The sequence below is a fragment of the Pseudomonas sp. FG98 genome (assembly GCF_057808595.1).
The window spans coordinates 38,424-52,739 of the sequence record NZ_JBMDIJ010000026.1; the positions used below are offsets into that span (position 1 = coordinate 38,424).

The 14,316-nt window shown below is 63.2% G+C and carries 8 protein-coding genes and 2 pseudogenes; 7 read left to right on the forward strand and 3 right to left on the reverse strand.

All coding sequences use genetic code 11. The annotated features are described in order from the left end of the window. The first annotated feature begins 52 nt into the window (after positions 1-52). Complete coding sequence (locus ACODSK_RS16895) at positions 53-4,144, forward strand: DEAD/DEAH box helicase (RefSeq protein ID WP_489017733.1); 4,092 nt, start codon at positions 53-55, stop codon at positions 4,142-4,144. Positions 4,145-4,189: 45 nt separating this feature from the next. Here the strand turns inward: ACODSK_RS16895 and ACODSK_RS16900 are convergent, their stop codons facing one another. Continuing rightward, a complete protein-coding gene (locus ACODSK_RS16900) occupies positions 4,190-5,125 on the reverse strand; it encodes a LysR family transcriptional regulator (RefSeq protein WP_489017734.1) in 936 nt (311 codons plus the stop codon). A 107-nt stretch (positions 5,126-5,232) separates the two neighbouring features. On the opposite strand from ACODSK_RS16900, the gene ACODSK_RS16905 reads away from it, so the two are divergent. The 3 genes from ACODSK_RS16905 (at position 5,233) to ACODSK_RS16915 (ending at position 8,523) form a co-directional block, all read left to right on the forward strand. Continuing rightward, positions 5,233-6,354, forward strand: coding sequence for a metallophosphoesterase (locus ACODSK_RS16905; RefSeq protein WP_489017736.1), 1,122 nt, complete (start codon positions 5,233-5,235; stop codon positions 6,352-6,354). Positions 6,355-6,366: 12 nt separating this feature from the next. Further along, positions 6,367-7,221, forward strand: a complete 855-nt coding sequence (locus tag ACODSK_RS16910) for an SDR family NAD(P)-dependent oxidoreductase (RefSeq protein ID WP_489017737.1) — start codon at positions 6,367-6,369, stop codon at positions 7,219-7,221. 84 nt (positions 7,222-7,305) lie between these two features. Continuing rightward, a complete protein-coding gene (locus tag ACODSK_RS16915) occupies positions 7,306-8,523 on the forward strand; it encodes an MFS transporter (RefSeq protein WP_489017739.1) in 1,218 nt (405 codons plus the stop codon). Between the two features lie 170 nt (positions 8,524-8,693). On the opposite strand, the pseudogene ACODSK_RS16920 reads toward ACODSK_RS16915, so the two are convergent. Both ACODSK_RS16920 and ACODSK_RS16925 read right to left on the reverse strand, forming a co-directional pair. Beyond that, positions 8,694-9,209, reverse strand: a pseudogene (locus ACODSK_RS16920) (methyl-accepting chemotaxis protein); the annotation flags it as partial. 345 nt (positions 9,210-9,554) lie between these two features. After that, positions 9,555-10,637, reverse strand: a pseudogene (locus ACODSK_RS16925) (HAMP domain-containing protein); the annotation flags it as partial. A 649-nt stretch (positions 10,638-11,286) separates the two neighbouring features. On the opposite strand from ACODSK_RS16925, the gene fae reads away from it, so the two are divergent. Genes fae through ACODSK_RS16940 form a run of 3 tightly spaced genes read left to right on the forward strand, consistent with a single transcriptional unit; the run spans position 11,287 to position 14,280 of the window. After that, complete coding sequence (gene fae, locus ACODSK_RS16930; protein ID WP_489017741.1) at positions 11,287-11,799, forward strand: formaldehyde-activating enzyme; 513 nt, start codon at positions 11,287-11,289, stop codon at positions 11,797-11,799. A 10-nt stretch (positions 11,800-11,809) separates the two neighbouring features. Further along, positions 11,810-12,844 (forward strand): aldo/keto reductase, encoded by a 1,035-nt coding sequence (locus tag ACODSK_RS16935; protein ID WP_489017743.1) that lies wholly within the window; start codon positions 11,810-11,812, stop codon positions 12,842-12,844. Next, positions 12,841-14,280 carry an NAD-dependent succinate-semialdehyde dehydrogenase gene (locus tag ACODSK_RS16940; protein ID WP_489017744.1) on the forward strand — a complete coding sequence of 480 codons (1,440 nt, stop codon included), beginning with the start codon at positions 12,841-12,843 and terminating at the stop codon, positions 14,278-14,280. The genes ACODSK_RS16935 and ACODSK_RS16940 overlap by 4 nt, the downstream gene beginning before the upstream one ends. Positions 14,281-14,316 lie beyond the last annotated feature (36 nt).

Here is a 14,316-nt window from a genome sequence, read left to right on the forward strand (position 1 = left end):
CAGAAGGCCGCCATAACGTACAGTTGCCCGACCGCTAAAAACGAGATCCAGGATGCCCCCTCAAACCCTCACCCCCGATTTCCTGCCCGAAAACTGCCAGGCCTTGCTCCACGTCCTGGCAATGTCCTTCCCCGGCAAAGGCAAAGGCTCGCTGCTGAAACTGCTGCGGACCATGGATATCTGTGACCCGGACGGCAAGCCGCTCGATACCACCACCTTGTCCGACTTGCTGGAATCGCTGCAAGAACAGGGCTGGGTCTCAGTCGATCAGCGTAGAGAGGGGCAATACTTCGTCATACCGGCACAACGGCGCAACAGCGTTCTCCTTAGCCTGCTGGGCGCCGCCGACGGCAGGCTGCGCTTGCAGCAGATCAGCGATAGCCTGCCTGCACTTGGGGAGTGGCAATTCCCCGGCAAACCCCGGGTACTGCAAGATCTCTGGCTGAATCTGTTTTACGGCAGCCCCCCAATGGTGCAGCAGTCGCTGCATCAAGCGGACAGTCTCTTTCATGCGAATGACTGGGCACGCCAACACCCCATGCACCTTCTGCAGTCGGATCCGGCTGGCCTGAAGGTGTTCGAGCAACTTGACGAGACCGTGCGCGGGTTGTTGCTCGAAGATCATCTTCGCTTGAACAACAGCCTGCTGGGCGCTACAGGCGAGAGCTATGCATTGGCTCTGCGCGAGATGGCGCACCATCCCTACCCCGCGTTGGATGTGCAATTGATGGAGCAAGCTCTGTGGCGAGGCGACTCGGAAACACTGCGCCACTGCGGTGAGCATTGCCCACTGACCTCCCGAACCCTGCACTCGATGCTACGCGGCCAGACCAGCGAGGCCCTGGTTGTGCTGCGCAGCTGGCTCACCGAACAGCGCAGACAGACCAAGAAGCGCAAGATCGACCTGCCGCCACTGCTCAACGCGATGTACTCTCTGGCGCTTTTCGCTGAAAACGATAGCCAGCACTACGCCGCGCTCAAGCAGGCACTGGTCCTGGGCAAAAAGGAGCAGTACGGCAACGCCTATTGGGCGCTCTATGAGTTCTTCGAGCAATTGCAAGGCAATACGCCGAACCTGTCATACGTGGGCACCAAGCAGCTCAAGGGTCTGGATGGCCTGATGCATGGCCTCGCCGCGTACTGGCTGGATGCCCCGTTCGCGCGCGAGCAGGATTGGCGCACGACACTGCAAGATTACCGGGATGAACTGGATCAACGGGGTTACGCCTGGCTGGCGGCCGAGTTCGATGTGTTGATCTCGGCGCAATTCGATGTGCCGCGCCATCTTCACGATCTGCATCAGGATGCAGGGCTGCAACCACTGGCCGCACTGCTCCAACGCCGGGCGGCCTGGCAGCACGCACTTGACGCGCTGAGCCAGCTAAAGCCCGCGAGCGCGCCGGCCAGCAACGTGGGCAAGAACAAGACTCGCCTGGCGTGGCTGGTGAATCCCCAGCACTGGTCCAACAAGCTTGAACCGCGCGAGCAGAAGCTCGGCGCCAAGGGGCAATGGAGCAAAGGCCGTCCGGTGGCACTCAAGCGCCTGATGGATGAAGTCGACAGCCTGGACTTTCTCTGCGAACAGGACCGTCAGGCGATCAGCGGGATCCAGGCCAACCGGTCCTTCTATTCCCACGCCGATTACGAACTGCCTCTGGGCGTGGCCTTGCCCAGGCTGGTCGGCCACCCGGCACTGTTCTGGCACGACGCCCCGGACGTGCGCGTCGAGCTTGAAACGGGCCATGCCAGCCTGCATCTGCAAGCCGGGGACGGGCAGATTCATCTGCGCCTTGATCCGCAGGGCCTCACCACCGACGACACCTATTACCTGCACAGGCAAACGCCGACCCGCCTGCAGATTTACTCGCTCAACGGCGACCTGCGCCAAGTCGTCAAGATCATCGGCCAAGGCCTGAGCGTACCGCTATCAGGCAAGGCGCAACTGCTCGAGGCCGTCAGCGCCATCGCCCCGTTGCTGCCGATCCATTCAGACCTCCCCGAACTCGCCGCGCAGCTCGATCAGGAGCCGGCAGATCCGCGCCTCTACGCCTATCTGCTACCACTCGCGGAGGGTTTGCGCTTGCAACTGCTGGTGCGCCCATTAGCCGAGAGCAGTTGGTTCCGACCGGGCCAGGGCGCACAGAACGTGCTCGGCGAGCGCGACGGCAAGCCATTGCAGGTATGCCGCGACCTGACCGGCGAGCGCCAGGCGCTGCAACAGTTGCTGCAAGCCTGCCCCGGACTGGCCAACGCCAACAGCGATGGTCAGGAATGGCAACTGGACCAGCCCCAGGATGCCTTGCAGGTACTCGCCGAACTGCACGCACTGGACGGCAATCAGGTGCACTGCATCTGGCCGGAAGGCGAACGCATGCGCATAAAAGGTCGCCTGAAGCTGGATGGGCTCAAGCTTGGCGTGCGCAAACAGGGGGAATGGTTCCTGTTGCAGGGCGAGATGACATTCGATGACGGCGAGGTGCTGCGTCTGCGCCAGCTTCTGGAACTGATCAAGTCCAGCCCGGGGCGCTTCCTCAGGCTCAACGAGCACGACTGGCTGGCACTTGACGACAAGCTGCGCAAACACCTGGATGAACTGGCCTACCTGTCCGATCGGGTCACCGACCAGGGCCTTCGCCTCAATCCGTTGACCACACCGATACTGGCCGGCCTGGCAGCGGAGGTCGGCGAATTCACCGCCGACGAGAGCTGGCACACGCACCTGCAAAAACTGCAGTCGCTGCGCGATTACCAACCCCGGCTACCCCGCACCCTGCAAGCCGACCTGCGTGCCTACCAGCACGAGGGATTCATCTGGTTGTCACGCCTGGCGCAATGGGGCGTCGGTGCCTGCCTGGCCGACGACATGGGTCTGGGCAAGACCGTTCAGGTCCTGGCCATTCTCCTGCAACGGGCTACCGGCGGTGCGCAACTGGTCGTGGCCCCGACCTCGGTCATCCTCAACTGGCAAGCTGAAAGCAGGCGATTCGCTCCCCATCTGAAACTGCATCTGTATCACCAGGAACGCAACCTGGATGACCTCGGGCCCGGTGACCTGGTCATCACCAGCTACGGGCTCCTGCAGCAGGACAGTGCAGCCTTCGCCGCCCGCTCCTGGAACAGTGTCGTGCTGGATGAAGCACAGGCGATCAAGAATGCCCAGACCAAGCGCTCCCAGGCCGTCATGGCCCTGCAGTCGAATTTCCGCGTGGTCGCCACCGGCACCCCGCTGGAAAACCACCTGGGCGAGCTGTGGAACCTGTTCCACTTCATCAACCCAGGCCTGCTCGGCAGCCAGGAAAGCTTCAACAGCCGCTTCGCCCAACCGATCGAACAGGGCGATGCAGCAGCCCGACGGGCCCTGAAAGCGCTTATCCAACCCTTTATCCTGCGCCGCCTGAAAAGCCAGGTGCTCGACGAACTCCCCGCCCGCACGGAAATCACCTACAAGGTACCGCTGTCCGATGAAGAGGCTCATCTCTACGAAGCCCTTCGCCAGCAAGCGGTGAGCAACGTGTCCGCATCGGCCCCAGGAGCGGACAGGTCGTTTCGGATACTCACGGAAATCACCCGCCTGCGCCGCTTCTGCTGCCATCCCAGCCTGGTGGTTGCGGATTCGACGCTGCCAGGCAGCAAGCTTCAGGCCTTTGCCGCCCTCGTCGAAGAGCTTCTTGAGAATGGCCATCGAGCCTTGGTGTTCAGCCAGTACGTTGATCACCTGAACATCGTCCGCACCTTGCTCGATGAAAAACACATCACCTACCAGTATCTGGACGGCAGCGTGCTGCCCAAAGAGCGGGAACGTCGAGTGAACGCGTTCCAGGCTGGCATGGGCGAGATCTTCCTCATCAGCCTCAAGGCCGGCGGCAGCGGCCTTAACCTCACCGCTGCCGACTATGTGATCCATCTTGACCCGTGGTGGAATCCGGCGGTGGAGGACCAGGCCAGTGACCGCGCCTATCGCATTGGTCAGCAGCGCCCGGTGACCATTTACCGGCTGGTCGCCGAAAACAGCATCGAGGAGCAGATTGTCGGCCTGCACGCTCGCAAACGAGACCTGGCCGACAGCCTGCTGGAAGGTGGTGAAATGAGCGCAAAACTGGATGCCGATGCCTTGTTGGCACTTCTCGCGGGTACGGTGCACTGATGCCGCTTTGCCGAGGGCGCTACAACGTTCGCGACCAGCCCAAGGCTATGGTTGTGCAGACCATGAAGCCGAATCGGCACGCAACGTGTCGATAAGCTCGCGCAAGCCTGGAGGCATCTGTCGTCGCCCTGGATAGTAGAGATAATACGGCGGCTCGACGGGCGACCAGTCAGGCAGCACGACCTGCAGGCGACCCGTCTCCAGATGCGGACGGATGCGCTCCTCGGGGCAGTAGGTGATGCCGCGATCAGCGAGGGCCATCTGGATGCCGAACTCGGTTTCGTTGACGCACAGTTGTCCGGGCACGTCGATCACCCGTTGCTCCCCGTCTTTCTCGAACTCCCACCGGTAGATCACCCCCTGTCCCGTACGGATCTGGATGCACTTGTGGTTCAGCAGGTCCTCCGGGACATTAAGCCGAGGAGCGCGATTGATGTACCGGGGGGACGCCGAGGCGACCCAGCGAATTCGATCGCTGATCGGCACGGCGATGAAATCCTCGGGAATGGTCTCGCCATAACGCACACCCGCGTCGAATCCCGCCGCCAGGATGTCGATCATGCGATCATCAATGGCGATTTCCACTGCGACGTCCGGGTAGGCATCCAGAAAGACTGGAAGGCGCCTGGTGAACAGCAACCTGGCACCGTCACTCAGCACGTTGATCCGCAAGCGCCCGGAGGGCCGATCACGATGCTGGTCGACCTCCGCCAACGCCCCGCCAATTTCCTGAAACCCCACGGCCAGCCGTTTCGCCAAGGTCGCGCCCGCTGCAGTGGGCGACACGGTTCGATTGGTGCGATTGAGCAGGCGTACCCCAAGCCGCTGCTCAAGATTGCGAATGGAATGACTTAGCGCAGAAGTCGTCACGCCCAGTTCAATCGCCGCTTTTGTGAAGCTGCGATGCCCCTCCACCACCAGAAAGGAATTGAGGTCGGCCAGGTCGGATCGGGACAGCCTGGCGGTTGGCAAAACAGGCATTCAGCCTCCAGTGATGAGCAAAATTAAACACGGCATTCATTTGACCTAAACCTAACCCATGCTCCGGATCGCTACCATAAATTCAACTCAATATGGATGGTAACAACGTGTTCCACGTATACACCTTTGTCGGTTCTCTCTATCTCATCTGGCGATGGGCTCTACCGGTCTTAACGACCACTCCTTGCCGGGTGATGGCGGCCATCTTGCTGCTTGGTATCGCCCAGTACCACGCTCTCCAGATCGTCATGACCGGCACGATGTTTTCTCCCGAATTGCCTCGCCTGCTGGTCATCCTGTTCGGCTGGGCGTTTTGCGCCTTCGTGCTGCTCATCGTGATCACGCTCTTGCTGGACCTGATTGGCCTGGCCCTGAAGCTGCTTTCCGGCGAGCGTAACCGGCCGAGCCGTCGTGGCAGAGCCAGCGCAGCAGTGCTCGCGGCACTGCTGTCGGTATACGGCGTCCATCAGGCCGTTCAGGTTCCAGCGGTCAAACGCGTAAGCATCGAGATCGCCAACTTGCCAGCCGGGCTGGAGGGGATGCGCATCGTGCAACTGTCGGATCTGCACATCAGTCGCTTGTTCAACGCGCCGTGGACGGCAAGCGTGATCGAGAAGACCAACGCGCTGAATGCCGACCTGGTGGTGATCACCGGCGACCTCATCGACGGCACACCAGAGGCCAGGCAGCACGACGTGGCCGCACTGGGAGAATTGCGTGCGCCGCTGGGCGTCATCGCGATCCCCGGCAACCACGAATACTACTTCCAGGAACGCCAGTGGCGGCAGGTCTTCGAACTGTTGGGCATGCACATGCTGGTCAACGAGCACGTGCTGGTCACCCGCAATGACCAGCAACTTGCGATTGCCGGTGTCGCCGACGAGGTAGCCGTGAACTACAACCAATCCGCGCCCGATCTCAGCCAGGCGATTGCCGATATCCCCCCGCAAACCCCGGTCGTGCTGCTCAAGCATCGCCCGGAAAATGCCAGTGCTTCGGCGGCGGCAGGCGTCGCCGTCCAGCTTTCGGGCCACACCCATGGCGGCATGATCCTTGGCCTGGATCAAATCGCACGCTATGCCAATGACGGCTTCATTTCCGGCGTGTACCAGGTTGCCGACATGACCCTCTACGTCAGCAATGGCACGGCCCTGTGGAACGGCTTTCCTGTCCGGCTCGGTGTCCCGCCGGAAATCACCGAGCTGACACTGCATACCCGCCACCACTGAGGAACTGATCCCATGAACCATCCCGCCATCCATCAAGCCAATGTTGCCGTAGTCACTGGCGCAGCCGTCGGCATCGGTTTCGCGATCGCACGTCGGCTCTGCGCGCAAGGCATGAAAGTCGTGTTATTCGACAAGGACCAGGCTGCGCTCGATGCCGCCCTCGACACACTGAACGAGGCCGATCCGCGGGCACAGCTACTGGCAATAACCGGGGACGTCACCTCTGCGCAGTCGTTGCAGCAGCTGTACGATCGCGCTCGAGGGTTTGGTGACGTATCGCTGATCGTGAACAACGCGGCTATCGCCCAAGGCGCGGGACCATGGCACGAGCCGGATCAGTGGCGCCAGACCATGGAGGTCAACTTCTGGAGTGTGCTGGCTGTCCAGCAATTGTTTACCGAGTACCTCCTCGGCAAGGACACGCCGGCCGCCATCGTCAACCTCGGCTCCAAGGAGGGGATCACCACCCCTCCTGGCAATGCGGCCTACAACGTCTCCAAGGCGGCACTGAAGGTGCTGACCGAACAGCTGGCCCACGAGCTCTACCTGCGTTCGGAAAACCGCGTGAGCGCCCACTTGCTGATCCCTGGCTACACCTATACGCCGATGAATTTCCCGGGGATGACGGATCGCTCGGTAAAGCCGCAGGCCCCCTGGACAGCTGACCAGGTCGCCGAGCGCATGCTCGAAAGCATGGCACGAGGTGAGTTCTATCTGTTCTGCGAAGACAACGAAGTCACCCGCAAACTCGACCAGCGCCGGATGCAATGGTCGGCAGACGACATGATCCACAATCGCCCTGCACTGTCCCGCTGGCATCCAGCTTACGCGGACCAGTTCAAGGCCTGGATCGCCGACCTGGCGTAAGACCTCCCCCACTCGATACCACACCTGCTCGTTGCGGTCATGCGCAACGAGTGCAGGCTGCTTGACGCTAGAAAAGGCATCTCCATGAATACCCAAGTGACGCACCCGGCCCGCGATACCCAACCCCTCTCCGCGCCTCGCGGGGTAATCACGGCGATCGTGGCCCTCGGCATGGGAGGGCTGTTCATCGGTACCGGTGAATTCGTCTCCATGAGCCTCTTGCCGGATATCGCCAGGACCACCGGCGTCTCCATCCCCGCTGCGGGTAGCTACATCACGGCCTACGCGCTAGGGGTGGTGGTGGGCGCCCCGCTCATTGCGATTCTTGCAGCGCGTTGGCCGAGGAAGCTGCTCCTTATCCTGCTTCTGGCCCTCTTCGCCCTCGGCTATGCAGCCTGTGCCCTGGCGTGGAACCACGCGTCTCTTCTTGCGGCGCGTTTCATCGGCGGTCTGCCCCACGGCGCCTACTATGGTGTCGCCTGCCTGGTCGCTGCGACGCTGGTGGACGAGGACAAGAAAGCCCAGGCGGCAGGCTACGTCATGGCGGGGTTGGCAGCAGCCAATGTGATAGGTGTTCCGGTGGCGACCTGGATCGGCCAGATCCTGGGGTGGCGAGCGACCTTCGGTGCGCTGGCCGTGGCCGGCGGCATTTCCATAGCGCTGTTCAGGTACTTCATCCCGGCAATTCCCAAGGATCGGCACGCCAGCCCTGCAGCGGAACTGGCCGGGCTCAAGCGCCTGCAGATCTGGCTGACACTCGCCAGTGCCTCGATCGGCTTCGGCGGCATGTTCGCCGTCTACAGCTACATCACCCCAACGCTGACCGAAGTCTCGGGCTTCAGCGTCGACCAGGTACCCATGGTCCTCGCCCTGTGGGGGCTAGGAATGATCGCCGGCAATCTGGTTGGCGGACGCTTGGCCGATCGCGCCCTGATACCGGCGATCGTCTGCATCATGTTGTGGAACGTGCTGTTCCTGGCGCTCTTCTCGGCCTTCTCGTCCTCATCGATCGGCACCCTGATCACCCTGTTCATGGTCGGTTGTGGCTTTGCCCTGGTGCCGGCGCTTCAGGTGCGCTTGATGAAGGTCGCGGGACGCGCACAGACCCTGGCTGCGGCGTTGAACCACAGCGCCTTCAATATCTCGAATGCCATTGGCGCCACTCTGGGCGGCTGGGCGATCGCCGCTGGCTGGGGCTGGGCCTCGACCGGCTGGGTCGCCAGTTGCCTGGCTGTACTGGGCTTGTTGCTCATGGGTATCTCCATCGTGGTCGAGCGAGCACAGTCTCGCGAAGTCACTTGAGCGTTTACCTTTCATCCAATGCGGAGCGAGGTGAGCATGCAGCTTCGTCCCGCTGTGATCGAACGGCTAGATGGCTGTCGGATTCCGCAACCGCTGGTGGAATGGCACGACTGACTTAACGATGGGTCGCCGAGCGCTCGTCGCTCGGCGCTTTCACCCAGACGAAGATGCTAATAGTTGAACCGCCCCACCAACCCCTTAAGCTGCGCCGAAATCTCTATCAACCGCCCCGACCCCGTCCGTGACGACTGCGCAAAGCCTTCAACCAACTGTGCATCGGCATGGATCTGCGCGATATGCCGGTTGATCTCCTCAGCCACCTGATGCTGCTCCTCGGCGGCAGTGGCGATCTGGGTGTTCTGGTCGCGGATCGAGTCCACCGAGCCACGGATCTTGTCGAAGCTGTCACGTGCCTGCTGAATGCGCTCCACACTGGCCTGGGACACCTGCAGACTACCTTGCATCTGCTGGGTGACTTCCTGGGTACGGCGCGCGAGGTTGCCCAGCAGGCTGTCGATCTCGCCGGTGGAGTCGGCGGTGCGCCGTGCCAGGGCGCGGACTTCGTCGGCGACCACGGCGAAGCCTCGGCCCTGGTCACCGGCGCGCGCCGCTTCGATCGCGGCGTTGAGCGCCAGCAGGTTGGTCTGTTCGGCAATCGAGCGGATGGTGTCGAGAATGGTGTTGATGTTCTGGCTGTCCTGCTCCAGCAACTGCATGGTCTGGGTCGACTTTTGCAGATCCTCGCTGAGCTTGAGCACGCTGCCGGTGGCCTCGCCGATGTGCTGCTGGCCGTCATTGACGTCGCGGTAGCCTTCTTCGGCACTCGACGCGGCGGCACTGCATGACCGCGCGACTTCGTTGGCCGTGGCGACCATTTCGTTGAACGCCGTGCTTACCAGCTCCACCGCTTCACGCTGGCGACCGGCAGCCTGGTTCAGGTTGTTGGCCACCTGGCTGGTGTCGGTGGCCGCGGTCTGCAGGTCGGACGAGGCGCTGCCGATGCGCTGCACCAGTTGGGCGATCATGCCCAGGAACTGGTTGAACCAGCCCGCCAGGCTGGCGGTTTCGTCCTTGCCCTGCACCTTGAGCTGGCGGGTCAGGTCGCCCTCGCCTTCGGCGATTTCCTGCAGACCGTCGGCCACGCTGCGAATCGGACGCACGATCACGCTGGCGAAGCTGGCGCCGACAATCGCGAACACCAGGGCCAATGCCGCGGCAATGGCGGCGATCAACCAGGTCAGGCGGCTGGCCTCGGCCATCACTTCATCACGCTTGATCAGGCCGATAAAACGCCAGCCCAGGTCCTTGGAACTGACCACGTTGGCCATGTAGGCCACGCCGTCGATCTCGATCTGGGTCACACCGTCGCCTTGCTTGGCCAGCTCGGCGTAGTTGGGGCCCAGGTCGGCCAGGGGTTTGAAGTTGTGCTTGGCGTCGCTGGGGTCTACCAGCACGTTGCCGTTGTCCTCCACCAGCATCAGGTAGCCGCTGTCGCCCAGCTTGATGTTGCGCACCAGTTCCGTGAGCTGTTTCAGCGATACGTCCAGGCCAACCACACCGAGAATCTTCCCGGTAGCGTCGGCGACCGTGTGCACGGTGCCGATCAGCGTCACATCGTCCGGCGCCCAATAGTAGGCACCGGTGCGTACGGTGGTGCCTGGCGCGGCGATGGCCGCCTTGTACCAGGGACGTACGCGCGGGTCGTAGTTGCTCAGCTTGGTGTCGTCCGGCCAGCTGGCGTAGCCGCCATCGCTCTGGCCCAGGGACAGGTAGGCGGTACTTGGGTGGCTTTTGGCGAACTGGTCGAAGATCGCCAGCAACTCTTTGTTGGTCTGGGTAAGGGGAATCTGTGCCGCGTCGGCGCCGATGTAGCTCTTGAGGTCCTTGGCCGCGATAACTCGCGGGTCCTTGGCTACGTAGTCGACGTTCTGGCTGATGCCGTCGAAAAACTGCTTCATGCCATTGTCGATCTGACGGATCTCACGACCGCTGCTGTCGAGGAAACCGGCCTGGGCCCCCTCACGCAGATTCAACACCACCAGAACGGCGACCAGGATGACAGGCACGCACGCGATAGCCGCGAACGCCCAGGTCAGCTTCTGCTTGATATTCATGACTTCACCCGCGGGTATTTATAGTTTTGGCAAGGGGAAACGCTAACGCTGAACGTCGCATGTGTTGTTATGAGGAACTTGAGCCCATGCGTACCCTGAGTTATCGACCGGGAGGGTGCGCACTTTAGAACCCCGCAGCCTCTGAATGGATGCCCTGGGCAGCATCGATTCAGAGGCTGGTAATTCCCCTACCAGTTGTAACTGACCGCCCCCACCACACTCCGCTCATCGCCACAACGGCACGCCTGCGCTGGCGCAACGCCGCCTACCGTTCCAGCTTCAGCCGCTCGGTCGACGAGAACCGGCTGATCCTCAGCTACAGCATTCCGCTGCGCTGATCTCCCGGCCCGCTGCCAGCACCCGGCTGGCAGCGTTGCCCGGCCTCGCGGTTATTACTCCAGCGCATAACCCGATGACTTAATCTCGCTACATCCCCGCCGCACCCCGATGCTAAAAATCGTCGCGACTGGCCAGCGCCAGCAAGCTCGTCCAACTACAAAAAAGAGCGTCGCGGCATGCCCCTGCTTCCACCCTTGCGCATGCACCCAGCACCTTCGTTTTGCGGTTGAGCCGAGTACCTGATTTGCAGCCCGGGCAGCAGGTGCCGCCCGGGTTTTCCGAAGACCGCAAAATGATCGAGGTTAGCTCCATGAAGCAACTTGCCCTGTACATCGGCGAAGGTTTCGAAGGCCCAGGCGTCAACGCTGCCCATATCAACATCATGATGGGCCCGCGCAGCGGCCCGGCCGGGCAGGCCTTCGCCAGCAGCCTCGCCTCCCCCAGCCAGGGCCATTGCCCGTTCATGGTCATCGCCGCGCCGAACATCCCGGTCAAACCCATGACCCTGTACGTCAACAAGGCCGAGATCAACGGCGACCTGCATGCCAACGCCACCTGGGGCGCGTCCCAGGCCGGTATCGCCAAGGCGGTCACCGAAGCCCTGCTCGACGGCACCCTGCCGGCCGAAGCCGAGGATGACTGGGCCATCGTCACCGCCAACTGGGTCAACCCGTCCTGCGATGACCTCGATGCGGTCTACCTGAACAACTACAACGCCTGCCGCACGGCGATCCGCGCCGCGCTGCAATGCCTGCCGGCCCGCGCCCAGCTGGCCGACGTGGTCAACCAGATCGCCAACCCCTTCTACACCCCGAAAGCCTGAGGTCCGCGCCATGCAATACATCCGACTGGGCAACTCCGGCCTGCAGGTCTCCAAGCTGTGCCTGGGCACCATGAACATGGGCACCCCGGACTGGAAGCCGTGGATCTTCAATGAACAGCAGAGCGAGCCGATCGTGCGCCACGCCCTGGACAACGGGGTCAACTTTATCGACCTGGCCGACTTCTATTCCGCCGGGGTCGGCGAGGAAGTGGTCGGGCGCATCCTCAAGCGCCTGGCCCGCCGCGACGACCTGGTGGTCACCACCAAATGCGGCTACGGCACCCGCACGGGCATCAACGCCAGCGGTCATTCGCGCAAGCACATCATGGACAGCATCGACGCCTCGCTGCAGCGCGCCGGCATGGACTACTTCGATATCTACATGCTGCATTACTTCGACCTGAACACCCCGGTCGAGGAAACCATGGAAGCGCTCAACGATATCGTGCGCGCCGGCAAGGCCCGCTATATCGGCGTCTCGACCATGCTCACCGGGCAACTGGCCAAGCTCCTGCTGGCCTGCGAGCGCAACGGCTGGGCACGCCCGATCAACATGCAGCTGCAACTGAACTGCGCCTACCGCGAGGAAGAGCGCGAGATGATCCCGTTCTGCCAGGACCAGGGCCTCGGCGTCTCGGTGTTCAGCCCGCTGGCCCGCGGCCTGCTCACCGGCGACGTGCAATCGACGCGCAACCAGACCGATTTCTTCACCCAGCAGATGTACAGCGACGAAGCCTCGTTCGAGATCGCCCGCTCGGTGCAACGGGTTGCCCTGCGCCACGGCGTGAGCAATGCCCAGGTGGCCCAGGCCTGGGTACTCCAGCATGGCGGCGTCGACAGCATGCTGGTGGGCGCCGACACCACCGCCCAGTTCGACAGCGCCCTGGCCGCCCTGGACATGCGCCTGGACGAGGAAGACCTGTACGAGCTGGAGCGCAACTACACCCCGTGCGACGTGATCAACGACTACACCGCCGGCAAGCGCATTCTCCGTGCTGCCCGCCCGGCCCGTGGCCCGTTCGACCTGCGGGAGGCGGTGGCATGAGCGACCTGCTGAAAACCGGCCATTACATCGACGGCCAGTGGCTGCACAGCGCGGCCACCTACCCGGTGCTCAACCCGGCCAACGGCGAAGTGGTCGCCGAGGTGGCCAAGGGCGGTGGCGAAGAAACCCGCGCCGCAATTGCCGCCGCCGAGCAGGCACTGCCGGCCTGGCGTGGCCTGCTGGCGAAGGAGCGCGCGGTGATTTTGCGGCGCTGGGCCGAACTGATGCTGGCCCGCCGCGATGACCTGGCGGCGCTGCTCAGCCGCGAACAGGGCAAGCCACTGGCCGAGGCCAAGGGCGAGGTGGCCTACGCCGCCAGCTTCCTCGAATGGTTCGCCGAGGAAGCGCGGCGGGTCTACGGCGATGTCATCCCGACGCCGAAGGCCGATGCCCGGGTGCTGGTGACCAAGGAGCCGGTGGGCGTAGTCGCGGCCATCACCCCGTGGAACTTCCCGCTGGCCATGGTCACCCGCAAGGTCGGCCCGGCGCTCGCCGCCGGCTGCACCCTGGTGCTCAAGCCCTCGGAAGAAACCCCGCTGTCGGCCTTCGCCCTCGCCGTGCTGGCCGAACAGGCCGGCGTGCCGGCCGGTGTGTTCAACATCGTCTCCGGCGATGCCCCGGCCATCGGCGCAGCCCTGCAAGCCTCCGGGGTGGTGCGCAAGCTGTCGTTCACCGGCTCGACCCGCACCGGCAAGCTGCTGATGCGCCAGGCTGCGGACACCCTGAAGAAGGTCTCGCTGGAGCTGGGCGGCAACGCCCCGTTCATCGTCTTCGACGACGCCGACCTGGATGCCGCGGTACGCGGGGCCATGGCCTCGAAATTCCGCAACACCGGGCAGACTTGCGTGTGCGTCAACCGCTTCTACGTGCAGGACGGTATCTACGAAGCCTTCACCAGCCGCTTCGCCGAGGCCGTGCGGGCCTTGCGCGTAGGCGACGCGCTGCAGGGCGAAAGCGACCAGGGCCCGCTGATCAACGCGGCGGCCCTGGCCAAGGTCGAACAGCATGTCGGCGACGCCCTCGAACGTGGCGCCCGCCTGCTCTGCGGCGGTCGCCGGCATGAGCTGGGCGGCACCTTCTACGAGCCGACCGTGCTGGCCGAGGCCACTGACGCGATGCTGATCGCCGGCGAGGAAACCTTCGGTCCGGTGGCCGCGTGCTTCCGCTTCAAGGACGAGGCCGAGGTGCTGCGCCTGGCCAACGACACGCCGTATGGCCTGTCGGCGTACTTCTACAGCCGCGACATCGGCCGGGTGTGGCGCATGGCCGAAGGCCTGGAAGCCGGCATCGTCGGCGTCAACGAAGGAATCATCTCCACCGAGGTCGCGCCCTTCGGCGGCATCAAGGAATCGGGGATGGGCCGGGAAGGCTCGAAATACGGTCTGGATGACTACCTGGAGATCAAGTACGTGCTGATGGGAGGCCTTGCCGGCTGATAGCCGCCACGCCGGTTGCCGCGTCGCCGAGCGACG